We start from the raw sequence: 25338 nt of genomic DNA on the forward strand, positions 1-25338 counted from the left end.
GCGATCGAGGCTGGCCGCGGACGCGGCGCGGACTTGCGGACGCCCGGCTTCGACGGGACGGGCATCGCCCCCGCCTCCCCGATATCGGGCTCGGGCGCCGTCGCGGGAGGGGAACGTTCGTCGAGGGTCATGGCCCTACTCCGCTGCCACCTTCTCCAGCCCGATGCGCCGCCAGATCGTGGCGAGCGCGGTGACCAGATGGTCGATGTCCTCGTCGGTGTGCAGCGGCGATGGCGTGATGCGCAGCCGTTCCGTTCCGCGCGGCACGGTCGGGTAATTGATCGGCTGCACGTAGATGCCGAACTCGTCGAGGAGCGCGTCGCTGATCGCCTTGCAGAGCACGGGGTCGCAGACCATCACCGGCACGATGTGGCTGCGGTTGGCCAGCGTGGGGATGCCGGCCGCATCGAGGCAGGCGCGCACCCGCCGGACCCGGTCCTGGTGGCGGGCCCGCTCGGCGCTGCTCTGCTTCAGGTGGCGGATGCTCGCCGCCGCCCCCGCCGCCACGGCCGGCGGCAGCGACGTCGTGAAGATGAAGCCCGAGGCGAAGCTGCGCACGAAGTCGCAGAGCTTGGCCGAGCCCGTGATGTAGCCGCCGTGCACCGCGAACGCCTTGCCGAGCGTCCCCTCGATCACGTCGAGGCGGTGGGCGAGTCCTTGCCGCTCCGAGATGCCGCCGCCCCGCGCGCCGTAGAGGCCGACCGCGTGGACCTCGTCGAGGTAGGTGAGCGCCCCGTGAGCCTCGGCGACGTCGCAGATCTCGGCGATCGGCGCGATGTCCCCGTCCATCGAGTAGACGGACTCGAAGGCCACGAGCTTCGGCCGGCCGGGCTCCACGAGGCGCAGCTTGCGGTCGAGGTCGTCCGGATCGTTGTGGCGGAAGATCTGGCGCTCGGCCCGGCTCGCGCGGATGCCCTCGATCATCGAGGCGTGATTGCCCTCGTCCGAGAGCACCACGCAGCCCGGGAGCTTGCCGGCGAGCGTGCCGAGCGCCGCCCAGTTCGAGACGTAGCCCGAGGTGAAGAGGAGCGCTGCCTCCTTGCCGTGGAGGTCGGCGAGCTCGCGCTCGAGGAGCACGTGGTAGTGGTTGGTGCCCGAGATGTTGCGGGTGCCGCCCGCCCCCGCGCCGCAGCGGTCGAGCGCCTCGTGCATCGCCGCGAGCACCGCCGGGTGCTGGCCCATGCCGAGATAGTCGTTCGAGCACCACACCGTGACCGGCCGCATGCCCCCGGGGTGATGGTGCATGGCGTGCGGGAAGCGCCCTGCCTGCCGCTCCAGGTCTGTGAAGACGCGGTAGCGCCCCTCGCGGTGCAGGCCGTTCAGCTCGGTGGCGAAGAAGGCTTCGTAGTCCATCGCGGGCTCCCCTTCCCTGGTGACTGTCGCGGGTTCTTCTGCAGGTTCTCTGGCCCGCGGGCTCAGGCGGCGTCTCGGTGGCCGATCTCGGCCGGCTCGGATGTCGTGACGGCGATGGCGGCGCCCTTGCCCCGCGCCGGCAGGCTCCAGCTCCAGAGTGCGGCCGCGGGCAGCGGCAGCATCAGGAACCAGTGCTCCAGGGTGGCGAGCGCCGTCAGGGTGGTGAGGATGGTGAAGCCCACCACCTCGAAGGCCGCGGCCTCCTCGGCGAGCGCGGCCCGCCCGAGGAGAGCTGCGATCACGGTGGCGAGGCTCACCGAGATCGGGAACAGCGGGTTCATCGGCCGCTTGCGGAGGTAGCAGCCGAGATAGCTGAGATGGTCGGGCAGGAACTCGGCGTTCAGGTTGCGCACGCCGAGGAACATGTTGAGGCGCGCCGAGAGGTTCATCCCCCACAGGATCAGGTAGGTCCAGAGGGCGAAGCGGTTCGGCGCGTCCCAGGTCAGAGCGAGGATCGCGAGACCGCCCGCCACGATCGCGGCCTCGTGCCAGAGGCTCGCGGCGGCGGCCGCCCGGAACCGGTCGAACCCTCGCGTGCCCGGCGGGCAGGCGCGCGGGGCCGGCCCCGAGACGAAGCCCATGTAGTAGCTGATCTCCTGCCAGCCCCAGACCAGGAGCGCCGCCGTGAACGCCGTGAAGGCCCCCGCCTCGCTCGCGTCCCCCGCGCTCGCCCCGATCGCGAGGAGCGCGGCGGCGAGCACGAGGCTCGCCCCCGCCATGCTCCAGCGGAAAGTATGACGCGGCAGATGGTCGAGCAGGATGATCAGCCCGGTGGAGAACCACCAGACCGCCACCGCGTAGAGGGCCGGCACGGCGTAGGGCGACATCGGCGCCCCGCTACCAGACCGGCTGCAGGCGGATCTCCGCCGGCATCGGGTTGTCGCGGGCCGGCAGCAGCATCAGCCGGCCGAAGGCCAGCGCCGCGCGCGCCGCCTGCAGCGCGTGGCTCGCACGCCCCGCGAGCCCGCCCCGCGCCTTCGCCTCGGCGATCCGCTCGGAGCAGTCGAGCAACTCGTCGAGGAGCGCCTTGAAGCGCGGGTTGTCGAGATCGAGGGTCAGCGGGAAGGTCTGGCGCGAGATTTCCGAGGTGATGCGGAAGACCTTGAAGTCGTAGTCCGTCGGGTCGACCCCGAGGGCCTTGTGGAAGGCCGGCCGGCAATGGTCGCGCACGTACATCGTCGCGAAAACCGCGAGCAGGAAGAACTTGATCCAGTAGCGGTTGACGCCGGTCGTCAGCTTCGGGTTGGCCCGCATCAGGAGGGCGAAGGCCTCCCCGTGGCGGAACTCGTCGTTGCACCACTTCTCGAACCACTTGAAGATCGGGTGGAAGCGGCGATCCGGGTTCTTCTCGAGTTCCCGGAAGATCGTGATGTAGCGCGCGTAGCCGATCTTCTCGGAGAGGTAGGTCGCGTAGAAGATGAACTTCGGACGGAAGAAGGTGTACTTCTTGGTCTTCGTCAGGAAGCCGAGATCGACCCCGATCCCGAAATCCTTGAGCACGTCGTTGATGAAGCCGGCGTGGCGTGCCTCGTCACGGCTCATGAAGCCGAACAGCTCCTTGATGTCGGGGTTCTTGGCGCGCTTGCGCATCTCCGCGTAGAGCACGCAGCCCGAGAACTCGGCGGTGATCGACGAGACGAGGAAGTCGAGGAACTCCTTGCGCAGCTCCGGATCGAGGCCCGAGAGGTCGATGTCGAACTCCTCGTTGCGCACGAAGTGCCGCTTGTTCGGGTCGGCGCGCAGCTCGTCGATCAGGACGGTCCACTCGGCGCGCACGGGCTCGACGTTCGTGCGGTCGAGCTCGTCGAAATCCGTCGTGTAGAAGCGCGGGCTGAGAAAGGTCGTCTCCTGGGCCGCCTTGGTCGATTCGTTGACCGGGACCTTGGGAACGGGGTTCTGCGAGAGCGGATGCTTGATGGGCGCGTTCACAGTCTCCTCCTCTCGGTGAAGCTGACTTCGTAGAGCTCGGTCAGTTCGAGGTGACCGGCGAGCTTGGTCCAGAGGCGCTCGACGCGGCCCGCGCGGGTCACCGTGGCGGTGCGCTCGACCACGAGGCGCTCGCCGTAGGGCACCGAAGTCGGCGCATCGTGCACCTGCACCTCGTCGCCGGGCTCGATGTCGAAGGGCGCGTGCAGGCTGACATGGGCGTGCAGGGTCTCGGGCGTCTGCTCGATCTCGATGGTGCACGGCACCTCGACCGTGCGCCTCCCGTTGAGCCAGTCGATGATCATCGGATCGTGCTCCCGTCTGTCAGAAGCCTCGCGAAGGCCGCGGCGTTGGTCGGCCCGAAAGCTTCGAGGTTGACGCGCCGGCCCGTCGCCGCGTCGGAGAGGGTCAGGCTGCCGTCGTCGTAGCGGGTGAGGCGGAAGGGCTCTTCGCGCCCGTGGCCCGCCCGCAGCCGCGCCTGCCCGAAGCCGCGCAGCGTCGCGCGCAGGAACCCGTCCTCGCCCGGCTGGACGGTGGCGACGAGCCGGTCGCTGCCCGCCTCGTGCAGGGTGATCGCCCCGTCGCTGCGGTCCTCGACCGTGAGCGCGAGGCTCGCGACCGGGTTCGCCTCGGGCTTCTGGGTGATGCCGACGCCGCCGGTGCGGCCGACGAAGACCGCCAGCATCGTGAAGCCGACCAGGGCGCCGGCACCGATGAGGGCCGGGGCCGCGACGGGGATGTGCTCGGCATCGGACATGGGCACCTCCTCAGCCGGCCACGGCGAGCCGCGGCGGGCGGCCCTGCAGACCTGCCTGCGGCCGCTCGGCGAGGATCGGCGTCGCGCTCTCCTCGTTCGCCCGCGCCGCCTCGATGGCCTGGGCGAGGAGCCGGGCCACCACCCGCGCCTCGGGCACCGAGCGCAACATCGGCTGCGGCTCGCTGAGCCGCCACGGGCGGGCGTGGGGCCAGAGGTTGAGATAGGCGATGCGGGTGCCGGGCCGCAGGCGCACCGGCAGATCGCCGCTCCCGTCGGCGAAGGTGTGCAGGCCTGCATCCGCAATCATCGCGAAGGGCAGGTTCAGCGTCACCGGCAGGGCCATGCCGACCCGCATCACGATGCGGCGGCTGGTGATGGTGTAGACCGTGGTTCGGGCCGCGAGCCAGCCGAGCAGAGCGACCAGCGCGAGCGCGAGCCCGCAGGCGATGAGAGTCGGGCCGGCGGCGCGAAGGGCCTCGCCGGGACCGGCATTCGGCAGCGCCTGCCAGAGGGTGAGGCCCGCGAACCACAGCGCGACGAGGCGCAGGTGCAGCACCCGCAGCATCATGCCGACGGCCGTGGGCCTTCCCTGCCAGAGGACGCGCTCGCCCTGCGGCAGCGGCCCGGGCAGTCCGTCGGGGATGGCCGGATCGCGGGCGCTCACAGCAGTGCCTCCGCGCGGTCGGGCGTCGCGTAGAGCGTGCCGGCGCCGAAATAGGCCATGATCTTCTCTTCCTCGAGGAGGGTCACGGAATCCGGATCCTTGGTGCCCGGGATGCCGGCGAACTGGCTCGCCAGCAGCGCCTCGGTCTTCACGGTGCGCGAGAAGCGGCCGGTCCGGCAGAAGGTGTGGGGCATTAGCACCCGCCGCCCGCCCGCGCCGAGCTCGACCTCGTAGTAGCGGACCATGCTCTCGCCGCGGTCGATCCAGAGGTCGGTGACGGTGCCGGCCACCTGCCGGTCGGCGCCGAACACGGTCATGCCGATCGGGTTCGGGCCGTCCTCGTGGACCGTGAAGTGGGTCGCCACCCGGAGCGGCACGATGCGGTACTGGCCGTCGAAGGTATGGTCGTGCGCGTCGTCGCGGTGCACCCAGGAGCCGGGGCCGATATGGTCCTCCATCGGGTTGCCGCCGGGCTCCAGCGGGGCGCCGGGCCAGGGCTCGCGCTTGTGCCCGACGAAGTTGCGGTCTGGCTTCGTGTCCGTCTGCGGCGCGGTCTTCACCTTGCCGTCGGAGAGCTGGAACAGCTTCGGCGTCGGGATCAGGATCGGGTCGGGGCTCTTGAGCCTGCCGGTGACCTCGGCCTCCAGCGGGTAGCCCTCCCGACGGTCCTCTCGGCGCAGCCAGAAGACGAGGCCGGCGAAGAAGATCCAGAACGCGTAGAGCACCACCTGAGCCACGTCGACGTAGCCCGTGATCTCACCTCTTGGCATGGCGAACCTCCCGACGCTCAGCTGGACGGTTGGACGAGGGCGGACGGAGCGAGACCGCGCTCGGACTTCGGTGACGTGCGGCGGCCCTCGCGCACGAGGGGGCCGATGGCGACGAGGGTCGCGAAGAGCAGCGCGATCTCGATGTGGTAGACGATGAGGTATCCGATCGAGGCGTCGCTCAGGGCCTCGCCCAGCGCGCCCGAGGTGGCGAGTTCGGAGCCGACGTCGCGCACGATCCCGCTCGCCGCGATGGCGAGCCCCGCCGCGCTCGCCTGCACGGCGCCCCAGGCGCCGAGTGCGAGGCCCGTATCCTCGGGGCCGGCCTTGGCCATAGAGGCGGTGAGCGTTCCGTGCGCGAAGAGGCCGCCGCCGAGGCCGATCAGCGTCACGCCGGTGGCGAAGAGCTGCGGCGAGGCGAGCGGCGCCGCGAACACCACGGCCGAGAAGGCCATGATGCCCACGACCGCCCCGGCCGCGGCCACACGGAACGGGTCGCCGCCGCGGTTGAGCCAGCGCGCGGCGATGAGTAGGCCGAGACCGCCGCCTGCCGCCAGCATGGCGGTGAGCGCCGTCGTCGCCGCCACCGAGAGGTGCAGGATCTGCCCGCCGTAGGGTTCGAGCAGGATGTCCTGCATCGAGAAGGCGGCGGTGCCGAGCCCCGTCGCCACCAGCCGGCGCCGAGCGAGCCCGTTGCCGGCGTAGAGCGCCCAGCTCTGGGAGAAGTTCGGCCGGGCCGCATCGCGGCGGGTGCGCTCCGGATCGCGCGGTTCCTGCTTCCAGAGTGCGACGCCGTTCAGGATGATGGTGACGAGGGCCGCGCCCTGGATCACCTGGATGAGGCGCACGGCCGAGAAATCGGCGAGCAGCAGGCCGAAGGCGAGCGCGCTCACCATCATGCCGACGAGGAGCATCACGCAGAGCAGCGCGACCACCTTCGGCCGGGCCCGCGCCGGGGCGAGATCGGTGGCGAGCGCGAGGCCGACCGTCTGGACCGTGTGGAGGCCCGCGCCGACGAGGACGAAGGCGAGCGCGGCGGCGAGCTGCCCGGCCCAGACCGGCCCCGTCGTGTCGCCGGACAGCAGCAGCAGCGCGAAGGGCATGATCGCGAGGCCGCCGAACTGCAGCAGCGTGCCGAACCAGATGAAGGGGACGCGCCGCCAGCCGAGCACCGAGCGGTGCCTGTCCGAGCGGAAGCCGACGAGCGCCCGCAACGGCGCGAAGATCAGCGGCAGCGAGAGCATCAGCGCCACGATCCAGGCGGGCACCGCGAGCTCCACGATCATCACGCGGTTGAGCGTGCCGATGAGGAGCACGGCCGCCATGCCGACCGTGACCTGGAACAGGGCGAGCCGCATCAGCCGGCCGAGGGGAAGCTCGGCGGTCGCCGCGTCCGCGAAGGGCAGGATCGCGGGCGTCAGGCGCATGAGCGCCCGGGTGATGCGGGCGCCGGTCATGGGCGCCCCCGCTTCAGCTCGATCGCATTCGACAGGTAGAAGCCGCTGTTGATGCGGTGGGTGCGCGCGAGCCGGAACGGAGCGAGGTCCGGCTCGCGGGCGATCCGCCGCGCGAGGCCGCGCGTCGTGATCGGCACGATGGCGGGTGCCCGGTCGGCCTTCGGGAAGAGCTTGCCGGCCGCGTGCATCAGAGTGAGGAGGGCAGTGCGCGGCGCCACCGTGAAGACGATGGAGCCCGACGTCCGGGAGCCGAGCGCGGCCAAGGCCCGGGCGATGTCGGGGCCGGCGTAGTGGATCAGCGAATCCATGGCGACGATGTGGTCGAAGCGGCCGAGATCGGGGTCGAGCATGTCGCCGACCCGGAACGCCACGCTGCCCCGCCCGGCCACCGGGCCGATGCGCTCCCGCGCGAGCCCGATGAGCGTCGGCGAGACGTCGATGGCGACGACCTCGGCCCCGCGGCGGGCCGCCTCCACCGCGAGAGCGCCCGTGCCGCAGCCCGCATCGAGGATGCGGGCGCCGGACAGATCCTCCGGCAGCCATGAGAGCAGCGTGCCCCGCATGGCGTCCCGGCCGGCCCGGACGGTCGCGCGGATGCGGCTCACCGGCGCGTCCGAGGTCAGCCGCGCCCAGGCATCCGCGGCGGTGCGGTCGAAGTAGGTCTCGAGCTGGCCGCGACGGGCGGCGTAGGTGGGGCTCGTCATTGCGCCGGCCCTCAATCGAACCCGAGGAATTCGAACAGGTCGCGGTCCTTCATCGGAATCGCGTCGAGGGGCCTGCCTCCCGCCCAGAGATAGGCAGCGAGGCGCAGGTACTCGTTCTGGACAGCCTCCAGCTCGGGCGTGGGCTCCATCTCGAAGAGCGTCGACTTCTTGAGGCGCGAGCGGCGCACGACGTCGAGATCGGGGAAGTGGGCCACACGTTCCAGCCCGACCGCGGCGTTGAAGCGGTCGATCTCGTCGGTCTTGGCCGAGCGGTTGGCGATCACGCCACCGAGGCGCACGTTGTAGTTCTTGGCCTTGGCATGGATCGCCGCGACGATCCGGTTCATGGCGAAGATCGAGTCGAAGTCGTTCGCCGTGACGATGAGCGCCTGATCGGCGTGCTGGAGCGGCGAGGCGAAGCCGCCGCAGACCACGTCGCCCAGCACGTCGAAGATGACGACGTCGGTATCCTCCAGGAGATGGTGCTCCTTGAGGAGCTTCACCGTCTGGCCGACCACGTAGCCGCCGCAGCCGGTGCCGGCGGGCGGGCCGCCGGCCTCGACGCACATCACGCCGTTGTAGCCCTCGGCCACGAAGTCCTCGACGCGCAGCTCCTCCGAGTGGAACTGCACCGCTTCGAGCGCATCGATCACGGTCGGCGCGAGGCGCTTCGTCAGGGTGAAGGTCGAGTCGTGCTTCGGGTCGCAGCCGATCTGCAGGACGCGCTTACCCAGCTTCGAGAAGGCGACCGACAGGTTCGAGGACGTCGTCGACTTGCCGATCCCGCCCTTGCCGTAGATCGCGAAGACCCTGGCGGTGCCGATCTTCACGGTCGGGTCGAGTTCGACCTGGACGCTGCCCTCGGGCTGCTGCCGCGCCGCGACGGGGTTGCGGATGGCGATGTTCATGCGGTGGCTCCGGTCATGCGGCGACTCCCGCGGTGATGCCTTCGAGGCGGTCCTCCAATTCCTCCTCGGCACGGACGAGCGCTTCGCGCGTCGCCGCGTCGGGGGACCAGAAGCCACGCTCGTGCGCCTCGATGAGGCGATGCGCGACCTTGGCGGAGGCGGTGGGATTGAGCGCCGCCATGCGCTCGCGCATGGCGGGATCGAGCACGTAGGTCTCAGTGATGCGCTCGTAGATCCAGGGCGCGACCTCGTTGGTCGTCGCCGACCATCCGACCGTGTTGGTGAGGTGCGCCTCGATCTGGCGCACGCCCTCGTAGCCGTGGCCGAGCATGCCCTCGACCCATTTCGGGTTGAGCATGCGGGTGCGGGTCTCGAGCGCCACCTGCTCGGAGAGCGAGCGCACGCGCCCCTCCCCCCGGGTCTGGTCGCTGATGTAGATCGGCACGCTCGCGCCCTTGGCGCGCGCCACCGCCCGGCCCACGCCGCCGAGGCCGTCGAAGTAGTGATCGACAGAGGTGACGCCGACCTCGACCGAATCGAGGTTCTGGTAGGCGAGGTCGACGGAGGCGAGCACGCTCTGCATCAGCGCGCGCTGCGGCGCCGGCCTGCCCGTGCGGCCGTAGGCGAAGGACTTGCGGCGGGCGAAGGTCTCGCACAGCTCCGCCTCGTCGTCCCAGCGGCCGGTCTCGACGAGGTGGTTGACGTTGGCGCCGTAGGCCCCTTCCGCGTTCGAGAAGACCCGCAACGCCGCCGTCTCCAAATCGATCCCGTGCTCGGCCTGGATGGCGAGAGCGTGCTTGCGCACGAAGTTCCGCTCGGCCGGCTCGTCGGCGGTGGCTGCCAGATAGGCGGCTTCGGCCAGGAGCTTCGTCTGCAGCGGCAGGAGGTCCCTGAAGATGCCCGAGAGCGTCGCCACCACGTCGATGCGCGGGCGCCCGAGGACGTCGAGGGGGATGAGGCTGGCGCCGCAGAGCCGGCCGTAGCCGTCGAAGCGCGGCTCCGCCCCGAGCAGCGCGAGCGCCTGCGCGATCGGGCCGCCCTCGCTCTTGAGGTTGTCGGTGCCCCACAGGACGATGGCCACGCTCTCGGGGAGCGTCCGGCCCTCCTGCGCGTAGCGGGCGAGGATGCGCCCGACCTGGCGCGCCCCGTCCGCAACCGCGAAGGCGGAGGGCAGGCGGTAGGGATCGAAGCCGTGCAGGTTGCGCCCGGTGGGCAGGATGGCGGGATTGCGCAGAAGGTCGCCGCCGGGCACGGGCGGGATGAAGCGGCCGTCGAGCGCCCGCAACAGGGCCGGGACCTCGTGGTCCTGCGCGAGCAGGCGGTCCGCCTTCTCGAGCTCTCCGAAGGCGGCCCGGTGGGCCTCGTCGGCGGGCAGGTTCCCGGCCTCGAGGGCGGCCTCGATGCCGGCGCCCGCCACCAGCGCCTCGATCGCGGCGCGCGGGGGGGCGAGCCGATGGGACGCCTCGGCAAGGGCGGCGAGCAGGTCCGCCCGCTCCTCCGGCGGCGTGCCCGCGCCGACGACGTGCAGCCCGTGGGGAATCAGAGTGTGCTCCAGTTCGCTCACCGCCCGGCCGAGCGCGGCGACCTGCTCCGCCGCGTCGCCGGCCCAGGCCGGGTCGTCGCCGAGGAGGTCGAGGGCGGCGGCCTGGGTCCGGATCAGGCCGGCGAGATCGCGGCGCTCGGCCTCCGCCTCGGGCTCGAGGCCGCGCCAGCGCTCGATCGAGCCCTTCAGGTCGATCAGCCCACGGTAGAGACCGGCCTGGGCGAGGCTCGGCGTGAGATAGCTCACGAGGGTTGCGGCCGAGCGCCGCTTGGCGAGCGTGCCCTCCGAGGGATTGTTGGCCGCGTAGAGATAGACGTTCGGCATCGCCCCGATCAGCCGTTCCGGCCAGCAGGCCGACGAGAGGCCGGTCTGCTTGCCCGGCATGAATTCGAGCGCCCCGTGCGTGCCGAAATGCAGGACGGCGTCGGCCGCGAAATCCTCGCGCAGGTAGCGGTAGAAGGCCGAGAAGGCGTGCGTCGGCGCGAAGCCCTTCTCGAAGAGCAGCCGCATCGGGTCGCCCTCGTAGCCGAAGGCGGGCTGAACCCCGACGAACACGTTGCCGAATGCCGCGCCGAGGACGAGGAGGCTCGCGCCGTCGCTGTTCTGGCGTCCCGGCGCCGGGCCCCACTGCGCCTCGATCTCGGCGAGGTGGGGCTCGCGCCGGACATGGTCGTCGACGGGCAGGCGCGCGTGGACGTTCGCTACGGTGCCGAGGTGCCGGGCGTTGCCCCCGAGGATGCGCTCGCGCAACTCCTCGACGGTCGCGGGGACCTCGACGGCGTAGCCCTCGGCGGCCATTCCCCGCAGCACATTGTGGAGCGAGGCGTAGACCGACAGGAAGGCGGCGGTCCCGGTGGAGCCCGCATTCGGCGGGAAGTTGAACAGCACGACGGCGATGCGGCGCTCGCCCACGGGCCGCTTGCGCAGGGCCACGAGCCGCGCGACCCGGTCGGTCAGGCGCTCGACCTGCGCCGGATCCGCGCTCATGTCGCGGCTGTTCTGCGCCATCGAGCGCAGGGAGCGTCCGCCGAATACGGTCGGCGCTGTCGCCCCGTCGAGTTCCGGGATCGCCACCATCATCGTGGCCTCGACGGGCGAGAGGCCCCGGTCGGATTCGGCCCACTGCTCCACGGTCTGGAATTCGAGGGCGTGGGCCGCGAGGTAGGGCACGTCGAGCGCCCGCAGCATCGCTTCCGCCGCGGCCGCGTCGTTGTAGGCCGGGCCGCCGACGAGGGAGAAGCCCGTCAGCGAGACGAGGGCGTCGATGCTCGGGCGACCGCTCCGGCGGAAGAAGGTCTCCACCGCCGGGCGGTTGTCGAGGCCGCTCGCGAAGGCCGGAACCACCGCGAGTCCCCGCGCCTCGAGGCTCGCGATCACGCTGTCGTAATGCGCGGTGTTGCCCGCAAGCACGTAGGATCGCATCAGCAGGAGGCCGACCCGGCCGACCACCGGCCCGCGCGGACGCGGCAGCGCAGCTGGATCCTCGCCGACGCGGCCCGGCATACGGGGGTGATACAGGCCGGTCTCGGGATAGCTGAGCGGCGCGGGCGCCGCCGCGATCTCCCGCCAGGCCGTCCGCTCGCCCGCTGCGTAGCGGCCGACGAGGAAGCGCACGAGGCTCGCCACGTTCTCGTCCGAGCCCGACAACCAGTACTGGAGCGTGAGGAAGTAGGCCCGCACGTCCTGCGCCGAGCCCGGGATGAAGCGGAGTATCTTCGGGAGGTTGCGGATCAGTGCCATCTGGCGACCGGCATTGCCCTGGGCCGGTCCCTTCGCGCGCAGCCGCTTCAGAAAATCGAGGGCGCTGCGCTGCGACCCGTCCATGTTGAAGCGGTTGAGCCGGGTCGTGCGCACGATCTCAGTGGTCGAGAGGCAGCCGACCATGGCGTCGCAATGGGGGCGACGCGCGAGCAGGGCCGGCAGGATGGCGCGGACGTGCTCGTCCATGAACAGCATCGCGCTCAGGACGATATCGGCCCGCGCGATGTCGGCGCGGCAGGCCTCGACCGCGGCCGGATCGGCCTCCCAGTCCGCGGCGGCGTGGAAGCCGAGGGCGAGGCCCGGCATCTCCGCCGCGAGGGTCAGGCGCGCGCGCTCCACGGCGCTCGCCAGGTGATTGTCGAGCGTCACGATGACGACGCGGATGTCGGGCCGCTCAACGGCCGAAATGCGCTTTGGCATCGTACAGGGTCTCGATGGTGATGAGCGCGAGGTCGCGCTCGCGGGCGAAGCGCTCGGTGTTCGCGCGCGCCTTGCCGCGCACGAAGAACGGGATCTTTCTCAGCTCCTTCTCGGCCTCCGCCGCCCAGGAGATCCCGGCGGCAGGGGCGGCGACGGTGACGGTGTTGACGGGCTCCGGCACCCGCGCGCGGGGACCGAGATGCGAGGGCGCGGCGCCGTCGTGGAACTCGCGATCCTCGTGGAACATCCCGAGCAGGTGCTCCTCAAGGCCCATCATGAGGGGGTGGACGAGCGTGTCGAACAGGACGTTCGCGCCCTCGAAGCCCATCTGCGGGGAGGTGCGGGCCGGGAAATCCTGGACGTGGACGGGCGCCGAGATCACCGCGCAGGGCAGGCCGAGGCGCTTGGCAACGTGCCGCTCCATCTGCGTGCCGAGGACGAGCTCGGGATTGGCTGCCTGGATCGCCGCCTCGACGTCGAGATAATCGTCGGTGATCAGCGCCTCAACGCCGTGGAGCGCCGCCTCGGTGCGCACCTCCCGGGCGAATTCCCGCGTATAGGTGCCGAGCCCCACCACCGCGAAGCCGAGCTCAGAGCGCGCCACGCGCGCGGCCGCGAGAGCGTGGGTCGCATCGCCGAAGATGAAGACGCGCTTGCCCGTCAGGTAGGTCGAGTCGACCGAGCGAGTGTACCAGGGCAGTCGCGAGCCGTGCTCGTCGAGAACCGGCGCCGGATCGACGCAAGCCAACGCCGCCACTTCCTCGACGAAGCGCGTGGTCGCGGAGAAGCCGATCGGTACCGTCTCGACCATGGGCTGGCCGAAGGTCCTTTGGAGGTGCTGTGCGGCCGCGCGGGCGATCTCGGGGTACAGCACGACGTTGAAGTCGGCCGCACCGAGGCGCGCCAGATCGGCGGGCGATGCGCCGAGCGGCGCCACCACGTTCACGCCGATGCCGAGCCGTCCCAGGAGCCCGGTGATCTCGGTCACATCGTCCCGGTGGCGGAAGCCGAGGGCGGTGGGGCCGAGGATGTTACAAAGGGGGCGCCGGCCCTCGGCGCCGCGGCGCGGGGCACCTGCTGCGGGCGCCGGTCCAGACAGCGCCCGCACCAGACGGTAGAAGGTCTCCGAGGCGCCCCAGTTCTCCTTCTTCTGGTAGGCCGGCAATTCGAGCGGGATCACCGGGATCGGCAGGCCGAGCGCCCGGGCGAGGCCGCCCGGATCGTCCTGGATCAACTCCGCCGTGCAGGAAGCGCCGACGATCATCGCCTCCGGCCGGAAGCGGTCGTAGGCTTCGGCGCAGGCGGTCTTGAAGATCTCGGCCGTATCGGCGCCGAGGTCGCGGGCCTGGAAGGTGGTGTAGGTGACGGGCGGGCGCGCGTCCCGCCGCTCGATCATCGTGAAGAGCAGGTCGGCGTAGGTGTCGCCCTGCGGCGCGTGCAGCACGTAGTGCAGGCCCCGCATCGCGGTGGCGACCCGCATGGCGCCGATGTGAGGCGGTCCCTCGTAGGTCCAGAGCGTGAGCTGCATCGCTACACCTCCAGCCGGGCGCGGCGCAGGAGGGGGCGGGCGAACAGCTCGGCGAGGTCGCCGGCCTGGTCGTAGCCCTGGATCGGCGTGAACAGCAGCTCGATCGACCATTTCGTCGCGAGCCCCTCCGCCTCGAAGGGGTTCGCGAGACCGAGGCCGCAGACCGTGAGGTCCGGCCGCGCCGCGCGGGCCCGGTCCATCTGCGCGTCGAGGCTCTGGCCCTCGACGACGCGGGTTGCGGCCGGCAACAGGGCGAGCTCGTCTGCGAGATGGGCCCGGTGCAGATAGGGCGTTCCGACCTCCGCGATCGCCATGCCCATCTCGCGGGCGAGGAAGCGGGCGAGCGGCACCTCGAGCTGTGAATCGGGGAAGAAGAACACCCGCTTGCCCGCGAGACGCGCCCGGTGCGGGGCGAGCGCCTGCTCGGCGCGGGCGATGCCGGGGGCGGTGACGGCGGAGAATCGGGCCTGCGGCACGAGGAACGCGTCGGCGGCGGCCTTGAGCCAGCCGGTGGTGCCCTCCACGCCGAGGGGGAAGGGCGCGGCAAGCCGCGTCGCGCCCCGTGATTCGAGGGCGCGCGCCGTGTCAGCCAGGAAGGGCTGCGCCAGCAGATAGGTCGTGTTCGGGCCGACCGGCGGCAGCGCGTCGGCGCGCCGCGCCGGCAGGACGTGGACCGGGCCGACGCCGAGATCGGCGAACAGGCGCAGGAACTGGTCCTCGACCACGTCGGCGAGGGCGCCGACGAGGAGGAGCGCGGGCGGCGCGTTCGGCGCCTCCCGCGGCATCTCGGGCACGAGGGCGGCGAGGCAGGCATCCTCGCCCTGCGTGAAAGTCGTCTCGATGCCGCTGCCGGAGTAGTTCAGCACCCGGACACCGGGGCCGAGCCTGCGCGTGAGGCGCGAGGCCGCCCGGCTGAGGTCGAGCTTGATCACCTCGGACGGGCAGGAGCCGACGAGGAAGAGCAGCCGGATGTCCGGCCGTCGCTCGATCAGCCGGGACACCACCCGGTCGAGTTCCTCGTTCATGTCGGCGAGCCCGGCGAGATCCCGCTCGTCGATGATGGCCGTGGCGAAGCGCGGCTCGGCGAAGATCATCACGCCCGCGGCCGACTGGATCAGGTGCGCGCAGGTGCGCGAGCCGACGACGAGGAAGAAGGCGTCCTGGATCTTGCGATGCAGCCAGACGATGCCGGTGAGCCCGCAGAAGACGGCCCGCTGGCCGCGCTCCTGGCGCACCGAGACGCCGCAGCCCTCGGCCGGCGCGGGGGGGAGCGGCGCGTGCGCGTTCACCGGGCCGCTCCCGCCGCGAGCCGGAGCCGCGGGGCCGATTGCCGCCGCGCCGCCCGGAGCTTCAGGACGAACTGCGTCGCGTTGACGGCGTAGGCCGCGTAGGCCGCGAGCGCGAGCCACATCAGCCCTTCCGTCCCGAGCAGGCCGACGGTGAGGGCCGCGAGGTAGGCGGTGTGGAGGGCCAGCACCAGCATGCTGACCACGTCCTCCCAGTAGAAGGCCGGCGCGAAGAGGTAGCGGCCGAACACGGCCTTCTCCCAGATCGAGCCGGTCACCATGATCGCGTAGAGGACGAGGGTCTTGGCCACCACGGAGAGGTTGGCCGCCGCCTCCCCCTCGCCCGTCGTCAGCGTGCGCAGCACGAGGACGAGGCTGACGAGGAACACGAGGAACTGGAGGGGGGCGAGCACACCCTGCACCAGCGTCCAGGGCGTGGCGTCGCGGCGGGCGCGCTCGGCCGGCGTGTAGAGCGGCGGTCGTGTCGGCTGGCCCATCGGACCCATGCTAACGCCCCATTCCTGCCCGAGGCCGGCCTCTCGATGGGCCAGCTCGAAGGGAGCCTAGGAACAGGCCGGACCAGTGTCAACTCCGCTTTACGTCAACACCGGATGACAATCTTCGTACAACCCTCTATCAAGTCGATTGCCAAGCCAGAGGATAAGCGTATCGTCACACCTCAAGTCGCCACGCCACGAGGGCGGCAGGGGCACGGCAGAATCAAAACCGCCGGTCTCCACGCCAAAACATCGACAGACGCGAGAAGCCGTCAGCGACATTGGGAGGGACCAATGGATGACGTCAGGCGTTTCGGCGGACGGATCGCTCAAGGGCGTCTCGCACGGGAGATAGCCGCGGCTTGCGAAGTCGAGGGGCTGGCCCAGGCACAACGTCGCGAGCCGTTGCAACGCGCGAACGGTCATCTTGCCCGGGTCGTCGAGGCCGAGATCATTCCCCGCCTCATGCTCGCGCACGCGCCCCGCCTGACGAGCGGCCGCTCCTGCACCAGCGCAGGCCGCAAGCCGAACGCCGACGAGATCGCCGCGTTCTCCGACCTCATCCTCGCGCCACCCGGTGAGGAGGTCGAAGCGAAGATCGCGTCTCTCATCGCCGACGGGCTCAGCCTCGAGAGCCTGCTCCTCGACCTGCTGGCGCCCACGGCACGGCATCTCGGGGTTCTCTGGGAGGAGGACGTCTGCGACTTCGCGGACCTCACCATCGCCATGGGCCGCCTGCAGCGAATCATGCACGATCTGTCGCTGCGTTTCGGGGACGAGAGCTTCGACCCCCTTCGCGGGCGCAGCATTCTGCTCAGCCCCTGTCCGGGCGAGACGCATATCTTCGGGCTCTCGATCCTGGAACGGTTCTTCCGCGATGCCGGTTGGGATGTGGTCGGGACGGCGCTCGACTCCGCGGTCAGCCCTCTGGAGCGGGCCGGCGCCGAGTGGTTCGACGTGGTCGGCCTCTCCCTGCACTGCGAGGTTCACCTGCCCAATCTGACGGAAGCCGTGCGTGAGGTTCGCCGGCGATCCCACAATGCGAATGTGCGGATCCTGGTGGGTGGGGCGATCTTTGTGGACAATCCTGGCTTGGTAAGCCTCGTCGATGCCGACGCCACGGCGGCGGATGCCCGCTCCGCCGTGCTCGTCGCTGAAAGCTTGCTTGATCTGCAGGCCAGAGCCTGCTGAAAGGCCCGTTCAACGACATCACAACCTGGTGATCATTGACCAGTCTGGCGAGCAATGCCGCGCACGCATCCGTCGCGGCCCTTCCCGAAACCCTCGGCGCCCTCGGTGGTGGCGCTGCGGGCCTCCTCGTTGCGGCCGCGATGGATCTGTCCCTCGTCATCGACGCGCAGGGCATCATCCGGGAGGCGTCCTTCGGGGAACCCGATCTCGTGGCCGAGGGCTGCGAGAGCTGGGTCGGCCGTCCCTGGATCGACACGGTCACCGTCGAGAGCCGGCCGAAGATCAACGCCCTCCTGCGGGACGCCGCGCCGGACGCCGTGACGCGCTGGCGCCAGGTGAATCATCCCTCCAGCCGCGGCATCGACCTGCCCGTGCGCTACGCCTCGATGCGGCTGTCGGCCGACGGGCCGATCCTCGCCATCGGTCGCAATTTGCAGGCGACGGCCGCGCTGCAGCGGCGGCTGGCCGAGACGCAGCAGGCCCTGGAGCGCGATTACCTGCGCCTGCGCGGAGCCGAGACGCGCTACCGCATGCTGTTCCAGCTCGCGAGCGAGCCCGTGCTGGTGGTGGACGCGAGCACTCGCCGTGTCAGCGAGGCGAACCCGGCCGCGGGACGGCTCATCGGCCGGCCGGAGCGGCGCATCCTGGGCCAGGACGTGGTCGATCTGTTCGACACGAGCGCCACGCGCAGCCTCGAATCGCTGTTCGCGGGCCTGCGCATCACCGGTCAGGCCGACGAGATCAACGTCCGCCTCGCCAACGGGCGCGGGACGACCCGGGTCGCCGCCTCCCTGTTCCGTCAGGAGAACGCGGCGAGCGCGCTTCTCCGACTCAGCCTGCCCGACGAGGGCGCGACGATCGCGCATCGGGCCGGGAACTCCGTCCTCGAAGTGATCGCCGGCCTGCCCGAGGGCTTCGTGGTCACCGACCTGTCCCGGCGAATCGTGGCAGCGAACAACGCCTTCCTCGATCTCGCGCAGCTGGCCACGGAGGAGCAGGTTCGCGGCGAGCCGCTTGACCGCTGGTTGGGCCGCGAGGAGACGGAGGCCGCCGCCCTCTTCGCGACGCTCGCCGAGCATGGCTCGGTCCGACACTTCATCACCGGCGTGCGCGGGCAGCTCGGCTCGGTGGAGGATGTCGAGGTCGCGGCCGTATCAGTACCCGGCGGCGAGCAGCCCTGCTTCGGCTTCAGCATTCGGGGCGTGCCGCGGCGCACCTTCTCCACGATCGCTGGCGGGCACGAGCTGCCGCGCTCTGTCGAGCAGATGACCGAGCTCGTCGGCCGGATCTCGATGAAGAACCTCGTGCGCGAGACGACCGACATGATCGAGCGCCTGTGCATCGAGGCGGCCTTGCGAATCACGCGCGACAACCGCGCATCGGCCGCCGAGATGCTCGGCCTCAGCCGCCAGGGACTTTACGCTAAGTTGCGTCGCTACGGCATCGGTGACTTGGACGCCCTCGACGGTTCGGAGCCGGACGCTTGAGGCGCGAGCGCGTGTGTCAAGATCGTGTGACTGCGAAAGTGTAAGTCGAACTTGACACACGGCTCCGGCAAAAATAGCCTTCCCTCATGGCTACGCCGGCTCCAAGCGCACTCATCGAGCTCCTGAAGCCGATCACGTGGTTCGCGCCGATGTGGGCCTTCGCCTGCGGCGTGGTCTCCTCGGGCCAGTCTCCGACCGGCCAGTGGGCGATGATCGGGGCCGGCGTCCTGCTCGCCGGGCCGCTCGTCTGTGCCACGAGCCAAGCGGTCAACGACTGGTACGACCGGCACGTCGACGCCATCAACGAGCCCGACAGGCCGATTCCGTCCGGCCGCATGCCCGGTCGCTGGGGCTTCTATGTCGCCGCCGCCTGGACCTTGCTGTCCCTGGCGGTGGCGACAGCGCTCGGTCCCTGGATCCTCGGAGCCGCCCTGTTCGGCCTCGTGCTGGCGTGGCTCTACAGCGCCCCGCCGCTCCGCCTGAAGCGCAACGGCTGGTGGGGCAACAGCGCCGTCGCGCTCTGCTACGAGGGGCTGCCCTGGTTCACGGGTGCCGCGGTTATGGCCGCCGCGATGCCGGACCGGCGGGTGCTCGCGGTGGCGTTCCTGTACTCGATCGGTGCCCACGGCATCATGACGCTCAACGACTTCAAGTCCGTCGAGGGCGATGCCCGCACCGGCATCCGCTCGCTGCCGGTGCAGCTCGGCACGGATCGCGCGGCGCGTTTCGCCTGCTGGGTCATGGCGCTGCCCCAGGCCGTAGTGATTCTCTTCCTCTTCGCCTGGGATCGGCCGTGGCACGCCGGCGCGGTCGGGCTCCTGTTGCTGGGCCAGATCGCGCTGATGCGCACCCTCCTCGCCGCCCCACGCGCCAAGGCCGCGTGGTACAACAGCACCGGCACGACCCTCTACGTGCTCGGCATGCTGGTGGCCGCCTTCGCGCTGCGGCCTCTCGTGCAAGGGGCGGTGTGATGGGCGCTCCCGCCATTCAGGGTTCGGGTGACGCGCCTCCGGGATTCTCCTGGGGGCAGATCGTCCGGCTCGGCCTCGTGCAGACGGCGCTCGGCGCCGTCGTCGTGCTGATGACCTCGACCATCAACCGCGTGATGGTGGTGGAGCTGGCGCTGCCCGCCATCGTTCCCGGCGGCCTCGTGGCGCTGCACTATGCCGTGCAGGTGCTGCGCCCACGCTGGGGCTACGGTTCCGACGTCGGTGGACGGCGAACGCCCTGGATCGTCGGCGGCATGGGGGCGCTGACGCTCGGCGGCTTCGGGGCCGCGGTCGCCACCGCCCTCTGCGAGATCGACCGGACCGCCGGCCTCGCGCTCGCCGTCCTGTCCTTCCTCACGGTCGGGATGGGAGCGGGCGCGGCCGGAACCTCCCTCCTCGTGCTCCTCGCCGGCAGCGTCGCGGCCCGCCGCCGGGGTGCGGCGGCCACCATCGTCTGGGTCATGATGATCGCCGGCTTCGCGATCACCGCGCCGCTCGCCGGGCACTTCCTCGACCCGTTCTCGGGCGCGCGTCTCGTGGCCGTCTCGGGCACGGTCTCGCTCGTCGCCTTCGCGGTGGCCTGCTTCGCCGTGACCGGCATCGAGCCGCGGCGCCCTGTCGAGGCGCAGGCGGCGCCGGAGCGCAAGCCGCCCTTCCGCGAGGTGCTGGCGCGGGTCTGGGCGGAGCCGCAGGCGCGGCGCTTCACGGTGTTCATCTTCGTGGCGATGCTGGCCTACAGCGCGCAGGAGCTGATCCTCGAGCCCTTCGCCGGGCTCGTTTTCGCCATGAGTCCCGGCGTCACCACGAAGCTCGCCGGGCTCCAGCACGGGGGCGTGCTCGCCGGCATGCTGTTCGTGGCGGGCGTGACGATGGGGATCGGCGGGCCGGTGCTCGGGTCGCTCAAGCTCTGGACGGCGGTGGGCTGCGCCGGTTCGGGGGCCGCGCTCCTCGGCATCGCGGGCGGCGGCCTGATCGGGCCGGACTTCCCGCTGCGGCTCCTCGTCTTCGCCCTTGGCCTCTTCAACGGCATCTTCGCGGTGGCGGCGATCGGCTCGATGATGGGCCTCGCCGGGGCCGGCGGGGAGGCCGAGCGGGGCACCCGCATGGGTGTGTGGGGCGCGGCGCAGGGCGTCGCCTTCGGCACCGGCGGGTTCCTCGGCACGGTGGCGGTCGATCTCGCCCGCCTCGTCATGCCGCAGCCGGTCCACGCCTACGCCGCGGTCTTCACGGCCGAGGCGCTCCTGTTCGCCGCCGCGACCGTCATCGCGACCCGCGTCGAGCACGCCGCCGAGACGCGCGTGCCGCAGGCGCGCCGCGCCGCGCCGATCCTGCAGTTCGAGCCCCGCTTCTAGAGGACGCCCGCCATGACCGAGCCGGCCGAGCCAGAGACCTTCGATGCGGTGGTGGTCGGCGGCGGGCCGGCGGGCGCGACGGCGGCGACCGACCTCGCGCGCGCCGGCCGCCGCGTCCTCCTCCTCGACCGGGGCGGGCGCATCAAGCCCTGCGGCGGCGCCATCCCTCCCCGCCTGATCCGCGACTTCGCGATCCCCGACGACCTCATCGTCGCCCGCATCCGCTCGGCCCGGATGATCTCGCCGGCCGAGAAGCGGGTCGACATGCCGGTCGGCGACGGCTTTGTCGGCATGGTCGACCGCGAGCATTTCGACCCCTGGCTGAGGCGCCGGGCGACCCTCGCCGGAGCCGAGCACCGCACCGGCACCTTCGAGCGCGTCTCGCGCGCCGACGACGTCACCACCGTCCATTACCGGGCCGAGGGGGCGGAGCGCGCGGTGCGCGCCCGACTCGTGATCGGCGCGGACGGGGCGACCTCGCCGGTGGGGCGCGCCGAGATCCCCGGGCATGCCGGGATGCGGCAGGTCTTCGCCTACCACGAGATCGTCCGGCGCCCGGAAGCCGGCGGCGACTTCGAGGGCAGCCGCTGCGACGTGTTCTACCAGGGCCGGCTCTCGCCGGATTTCTATGCCTGGATCTTCCCGCACGGGGACACGATCAGCGTCGGCACCGGCTCCGCGCAGAAGGGATTCTCCCTGCGTGGGGCGATCCGGTCGCTGCGCGCCTCGACCGGGCTCGACGCCGGCGCCACCCTGCGCCGCGAGGGTGCGCCGATCCCCCTGAAGCCGCTGAAGCGATGGGACAACGGCCGCGACGTGCTGCTGACGGGGGATGCCGCCGGCATCGTCGCCCCGGCCTCCGGCGAGGGCATCTACTACGCGATGCTCGGCGGGCGCCTCGCGGCGGAGGCGGCGGACGCCTTCCTGCGCACGGGCGACGCGCGGATGCTCGGGACCGCGCGCCGCCGCTTCATGAAGCTGCACGGGCGCGTCTTCCTGATCCTGCGGATCATGCAGTGGGTCTGGTATCGCAACGACGGCCTCAGGGAGCGATTCGTCGCGATCTGCCGCGACAAGGACGTGCAGCAGCTCACCTGGGACGCCTACATGAACAAGGAGCTGGTGCGCGCCAAGCCGGCCGCCCATGCCCGCATCTTCTTCAAGGACCTCGCGCACCTGTTCCGCTGGGTCTCCCCGTGACGCAGGGTGCGCCGGACTGGCGGGCCGTCCTCGTCGCCGCTCTCGCCGCCCTTGCGGTCGCCCTGGCGGGCGGCCTGCTGACCCGGACGGGGCCCTGGTCGCAGGCGCTCCGGCGCCCGGCCTGGCGGCCGCCGGACTGGGCCTTCGGGCCGATCTGGGCCGTGATCTTCGCGCTGATCACCGTCTCGGGCGTGCTCGCCTGGAGTGCCGCCGGCGACGCAGCGAGCCGAGCCGCGCTCGTCGCGGCCTACGCGGTGAACGCCGCCCTCAACATCGCCTGGAGCGGGCTGTTCTTCCGGGCCGAGCGGCCGGACTGGGCCTTCGTCGAGATCCTCGTCCTGTGGGTCTCAATCCTCGTCCTGATCCTCCTGAGCCTGCCGCTCTCGATGGTCTCCGCCCTGCTCCTCCTGCCCTACCTCGCCTGGGTCGGCGTCGCGGCCTGCCTCAACCGGGCGATCGTGCGCCTGAACGGGCCGTTCGGGAGGCCGGGCCATGGCTGAGCTCGTGATGAGCGGACGGATCGTGGAGATCATCCTCGCGCTGGTGATGGTCGAAGCACTCGTCCTGCTCGCCTACCGGGCGCGGACGGGGCGGGGCCCCGCCCCCCTTAACCTCTTGTGCAATCTGGGTTCCGGCGCCGCGCTGATGCTCGCCCTGCGGGCCGGCCTGACGGGCGCGCCGTGGGGCGAGATCGCGCTCTGGCTGACCGTGTCGCTCATCGCTCATCTGGGCGACCTCGCGACGCGCTTCGGACAGCGTTCCGGAATGCCGTTTGGTCGCACGCCACGATTTCGTGAGCCAGGAACTTCGACCAATCAGGCCGCGTTCAAGGCGCAAATCCCGAGCTGATTTATTCTAAAACCAGCTTCCTGGCCGGAGAACAAGCATTATGCGTCGCATGCTCGCGCTCGCTGCAACCTCCGGTCTACTTGCCGGGACTTTGTTCTCATCCGCCACGGTGCTGGCGCAGGGCGCCGACCAGGATCTGGTCAAGCGCGGCGAGTACCTCGTCACGGCGGGCGACTGCGTGGCCTGCCACACGGGCCCGGAGGGAAAGAAGTTCGCCGGCAACTACGCGTTGAATACGCCGATCGGCAAGATCATGACCCCCAACCTGACGCCCGACAAGGAGACGGGCCTCGGCAACTGGTCGGAGGAGGAGTTCTACCGCGCCTTCCACGACGGCATCGGCAAGGACGGGTCCTACCTCTACCCCGCCTTCCCCTTCGCTTGGTACACCAAGGTGACGCGCGACGACGTCAAGGCGATCTACGCCTACCTGCAGTCGCTGGAGCCGGTGAAGAACCCGCGCAAGGCGAGCGAGATCCCCTTCCCCTTCAGCATCCGCACGGCGCTCGTCACCTGGCGCACCGCCTTCTTCACCGCCGGCGAGTTCAAGCCGGACCCGAACGCCAGCGCCGAGGTGAACCGCGGCGGCTACCTCGTGGAGGGGCTCGGCCACTGCGGCATGTGCCACAACGAGAATAAGATCGTCGGCAACAGCGGGCTCGCCGGCAAGCTCGGCGGCGGTGTCATCGACGGCTGGTACGCGCCCAACATCACGCCCGACGACCACCAGGGCATCGGCTCCTGGACCGACGAACAGGTCGCGACCTACCTCAAGACCGGGGCGGCGCCGGGCAACAAGCCGGGAGTCGCGGCCGGGCCGATGCGCCAGACCATCGAGGAATCCCTGAGCAAGCTCACCGACGCCGACATCAAGGCGATGGTCGCCTACCTGCGCACGCAGAAGGCGAAGGAGACCTACAAGGTCAAGGACCTGCAGGCGTTCGACCAGCCGAACGCGCCGGGCGCCTCGGTCTACCTGAGCTACTGCTCGTCCTGCCACAAGCCGGATGGCCGGGGCGTCGAGGGCGCGATCCCGGCGCTCGCCGGCAACACCTCGGTGCAGTCCGCCGGGCCGCAGACGGTGATCAACGTGGTGCTGGGCGGGCTCGCCGCGCAGAACGGCTACGCCTCGATGCCCGCCGTCGGCCAGGGCATGACCGATCAGCAGATCGCCGCCGTCACCGACTACGTGCGCAATTCCTGGGGTAACAAGGCCCCGGTCATCAGCGACAAGGGCGTCGTCTCGGACGCGCGGGCCAACATCCAGACGATGCTCGCGGGCAACGCCGCCTGCTCGGCGGTCGGCAACGCGAACCTCGCCAGGGCGATCGAGGCCACCGGCACCGCCGAGCAACTGAAGAGCCTGAAGCAGGAGGAGTTCGTCCCGCGCCTGAACGCGATCCTGCCCAAGCTCAAGGCCGAGGCCGCGGGTGCCAGCGACGACGACATCGTCAACGGGCTCACCGCGACCTTCTGCCGGGTCGCCAAGGACACGAACTTCTACGCCGACGCGCCCTGGCACGCGGTGATCGGCAGCTTCGGCAACGTCGCCTACAGCCAGCTCAAGAGCCCGGAGAAGCAGGCGAGCACGCAGGTCCCCGCCGGCCCGGCTCCGAGCCGCAACTGAGGCCCCGGATCATCCGGGCCACGATGCCGCAGCGGGGCGGCCCGGAGGAACGATCGCCGGTGCCCGATGTTGGGACGCGATCATCCGATCGGGAGGACTTTCGGGGACGGGCATAGGCTGCCGGCGGCACCTGCGCGATGTCTGCCCGGAGAGGCGCCGACGGCTTTTCCGGCACTCAGGAGCATCGCGATGGACCTCGGTATCAGCGGGCGCGTCGCCGTCGTGACGGGCGGCGATTCGGGCATGGGCAAGACGAGCGCGGAGTACCTCCTGCGCGAGGGCGTCAGAATCGTCCTGACGGATGTCGAGGACGAGAAGGTGCAGGCCGCGGCCAGGGACCTCGCCGCGCTCGGCGAGGTGCGGGCGGTGGCCGCCGACCTCAGCGGCATGGCCGGCGTCGGGACGCTCAAGAGCTTCGCGGACGGGGCCTTCGGGCAGAAGCCGACCATCCTCGTCAACGCCGCCGGCATCACCGGCGCCACGGGCGATTTCCTCGAACTCAGCGACGACGATTGGCTGGAGACGATCCAGGCCGACCTGATGGTGGCGGTGCGGGTCGCCCGCGCCTTCATCCCCGGCATGCGCGAGGCGGGCTGGGGCCGCGTGGTCCTGTTCACCTCCGAGGACGCGGTGCAGCCCTACGTCGAGGAGCTGCCCTACTGCGCCGCCAAGGCCGGCCTGATGAACCTGACGAAGGGCCTCTCGAAAGCCTACGGCCCCAACGGCGTCCTCGTGAATTCCGTCGCCCCCGCCTTCGTGGCGACGCCGATGACCGACGCCATGATGGAGAAGCGCGCGAAGGAACTCGGCGTCTCCTTCGAGGAGGCGATCGAGACCTTCCTCGACGAGAAGCGCCCCGGGATCGTCGCCAAGCGGCGCGGCCGGGCCGAGGAGGTCGCGGCGGCCGTGGCCTTCCTGTGCTCGGAGCAGGCGAGCTTCATCACCGGCGGGAACCTGCGCATCGACGGGGGCGCCGTCCTCACCATGGCGAGCTGAGGCGCGCCGGCCCGCG

At 71.0% G+C, this 25338-nt stretch carries 23 protein-coding genes; 9 read left to right on the top strand and 14 right to left on the bottom strand.

The window, feature by feature from the left end; all coding sequences use genetic code 11:
* Nucleotides 1-135: 135 nt before the first annotated feature.
* From hemA to bchF, 14 genes are all read right to left on the bottom strand, one after another.
* The gene (gene hemA, locus MOX02_RS00295; protein ID WP_147023703.1) at nt 136-1353 is read right to left on the bottom strand and encodes a 5-aminolevulinate synthase; all 1218 of its coding nucleotides are present in this window, start codon (nt 1351-1353) and stop codon (nt 136-138) included.
* A 62-nt stretch (nt 1354-1415) separates the two neighbouring features.
* Nucleotides 1416-2240 (bottom strand): putative photosynthetic complex assembly protein PuhE, encoded by an 825-nt coding sequence (puhE, locus tag MOX02_RS00300; RefSeq protein ID WP_147023704.1) that lies wholly within the window; start codon nt 2238-2240, stop codon nt 1416-1418.
* Nucleotides 2241-2250: 10 nt separating this feature from the next.
* Nucleotides 2251-3342: a magnesium-protoporphyrin IX monomethyl ester (oxidative) cyclase gene (gene acsF / locus MOX02_RS00305; protein WP_147023705.1), complete on the bottom strand. Its 1092-nt coding sequence runs from the start codon at nt 3340-3342 to the stop codon at nt 2251-2253.
* Nucleotides 3339-3644: an O2-dependent cyclase accessory protein gene (locus MOX02_RS00310; protein ID WP_147023706.1), complete on the bottom strand. Its 306-nt coding sequence runs from the start codon at nt 3642-3644 to the stop codon at nt 3339-3341. The genes acsF and MOX02_RS00310 overlap by 4 nt, the downstream gene beginning before the upstream one ends.
* Nucleotides 3641-4096 (bottom strand): photosynthetic complex assembly protein PuhC, encoded by a 456-nt coding sequence (gene puhC / locus MOX02_RS00315; RefSeq protein WP_147023707.1) that lies wholly within the window; start codon nt 4094-4096, stop codon nt 3641-3643. Before puhC ends, MOX02_RS00310 begins: the two co-directional genes overlap by 4 nt.
* 10 nt (nt 4097-4106) lie before the next feature.
* Nucleotides 4107-4760: a photosynthetic complex putative assembly protein PuhB gene (gene puhB, locus MOX02_RS00320; protein ID WP_238179026.1), complete on the bottom strand. Its 654-nt coding sequence runs from the start codon at nt 4758-4760 to the stop codon at nt 4107-4109.
* Nucleotides 4757-5530 carry a photosynthetic reaction center subunit H gene (gene puhA, locus MOX02_RS00325; RefSeq protein WP_147023708.1) on the bottom strand — a complete coding sequence of 258 codons (774 nt, stop codon included), beginning with the start codon at nt 5528-5530 and terminating at the stop codon, nt 4757-4759. Before puhA ends, puhB begins: the two co-directional genes overlap by 4 nt.
* A gap of 17 nt (nt 5531-5547) precedes the next feature.
* A complete protein-coding gene (locus MOX02_RS00330) occupies nt 5548-6984 on the bottom strand; it encodes a BCD family MFS transporter (protein ID WP_147023709.1) in 1437 nt (478 codons plus the stop codon).
* Complete coding sequence (bchM, locus tag MOX02_RS00335; RefSeq protein WP_147023710.1) at nt 6981-7688, bottom strand: magnesium protoporphyrin IX methyltransferase; 708 nt, start codon at nt 7686-7688, stop codon at nt 6981-6983. Before bchM ends, MOX02_RS00330 begins: the two co-directional genes overlap by 4 nt.
* A gap of 11 nt (nt 7689-7699) precedes the next feature.
* Entirely contained in the window at nt 7700-8596 is an 897-nt protein-coding gene (gene bchL / locus MOX02_RS00340; RefSeq protein ID WP_147023711.1) for a ferredoxin:protochlorophyllide reductase (ATP-dependent) iron-sulfur ATP-binding protein, read from the bottom strand.
* Between the two features lie 13 nt (nt 8597-8609).
* Nucleotides 8610-12320 (bottom strand): magnesium chelatase subunit H, encoded by a 3711-nt coding sequence (locus MOX02_RS00345; protein ID WP_147023712.1) that lies wholly within the window; start codon nt 12318-12320, stop codon nt 8610-8612.
* Nucleotides 12295-13848: a ferredoxin:protochlorophyllide reductase (ATP-dependent) subunit B gene (gene bchB / locus MOX02_RS00350; protein WP_147023713.1), complete on the bottom strand. Its 1554-nt coding sequence runs from the start codon at nt 13846-13848 to the stop codon at nt 12295-12297. Before bchB ends, MOX02_RS00345 begins: the two co-directional genes overlap by 26 nt.
* 2 nt (nt 13849-13850) lie before the next feature.
* Entirely contained in the window at nt 13851-15137 is a 1287-nt protein-coding gene (locus tag MOX02_RS00355) for a ferredoxin:protochlorophyllide reductase (ATP-dependent) subunit N (RefSeq protein ID WP_147023714.1), read from the bottom strand.
* Nucleotides 15134-15640: a 2-vinyl bacteriochlorophyllide hydratase gene (bchF, locus tag MOX02_RS00360; protein ID WP_174804860.1), complete on the bottom strand. Its 507-nt coding sequence runs from the start codon at nt 15638-15640 to the stop codon at nt 15134-15136. The genes MOX02_RS00355 and bchF overlap by 4 nt, the downstream gene beginning before the upstream one ends.
* Nucleotides 15641-15925: 285 nt before the next feature.
* Between bchF and MOX02_RS00365 the strand changes: the two genes are divergently transcribed.
* The 9 genes from MOX02_RS00365 to MOX02_RS00405 all read left to right on the top strand — a co-directional run bounded on the left by MOX02_RS00365 (nt 15926) and on the right by MOX02_RS00405 (nt 25322).
* Entirely contained in the window at nt 15926-16822 is an 897-nt protein-coding gene (locus MOX02_RS00365) for a cobalamin B12-binding domain-containing protein (RefSeq protein WP_147023716.1), read from the top strand.
* A gap of 35 nt (nt 16823-16857) precedes the next feature.
* Nucleotides 16858-18309, top strand: coding sequence for a transcriptional regulator PpsR (gene ppsR / locus MOX02_RS00370; RefSeq protein ID WP_174804861.1), 1452 nt, complete (start codon nt 16858-16860; stop codon nt 18307-18309).
* Between the two features lie 86 nt (nt 18310-18395).
* Nucleotides 18396-19280, top strand: coding sequence for a chlorophyll synthase ChlG (chlG, locus tag MOX02_RS00375; protein WP_147023718.1), 885 nt, complete (start codon nt 18396-18398; stop codon nt 19278-19280).
* Nucleotides 19280-20650, top strand: coding sequence for a BCD family MFS transporter (locus tag MOX02_RS00380; protein ID WP_147023719.1), 1371 nt, complete (start codon nt 19280-19282; stop codon nt 20648-20650). The genes chlG and MOX02_RS00380 overlap by 1 nt, the downstream gene beginning before the upstream one ends.
* A gap of 12 nt (nt 20651-20662) precedes the next feature.
* The gene (locus tag MOX02_RS00385) at nt 20663-21850 is read left to right on the top strand and encodes a geranylgeranyl diphosphate reductase (RefSeq protein WP_147023720.1); all 1188 of its coding nucleotides are present in this window, start codon (nt 20663-20665) and stop codon (nt 21848-21850) included.
* Nucleotides 21847-22350, top strand: coding sequence for a TspO/MBR family protein (locus MOX02_RS00390; RefSeq protein WP_147023721.1), 504 nt, complete (start codon nt 21847-21849; stop codon nt 22348-22350). The genes MOX02_RS00385 and MOX02_RS00390 overlap by 4 nt, the downstream gene beginning before the upstream one ends.
* On the top strand, nt 22343-22699 hold the full coding sequence (locus MOX02_RS00395) for a hypothetical protein (protein ID WP_147023722.1): 357 nt from the start codon (nt 22343-22345) through the stop codon (nt 22697-22699). The genes MOX02_RS00390 and MOX02_RS00395 overlap by 8 nt, the downstream gene beginning before the upstream one ends.
* Before the next feature lie 40 nt (nt 22700-22739).
* Nucleotides 22740-24326, top strand: a complete 1587-nt coding sequence (locus MOX02_RS00400) for a c-type cytochrome (RefSeq protein WP_147023723.1) — start codon at nt 22740-22742, stop codon at nt 24324-24326.
* Nucleotides 24327-24515: 189 nt separating this feature from the next.
* Nucleotides 24516-25322, top strand: a complete 807-nt coding sequence (locus MOX02_RS00405) for an SDR family NAD(P)-dependent oxidoreductase (RefSeq protein WP_147023724.1) — start codon at nt 24516-24518, stop codon at nt 25320-25322.
* Nucleotides 25323-25338: the final 16 nt, after the last annotated feature.

It is taken from the genome of Methylobacterium oxalidis, assembly GCF_007992195.1.
In the GTDB taxonomy this organism is placed as follows: Bacteria; Pseudomonadota; Alphaproteobacteria; order Rhizobiales; family Beijerinckiaceae; genus Methylobacterium; species Methylobacterium oxalidis.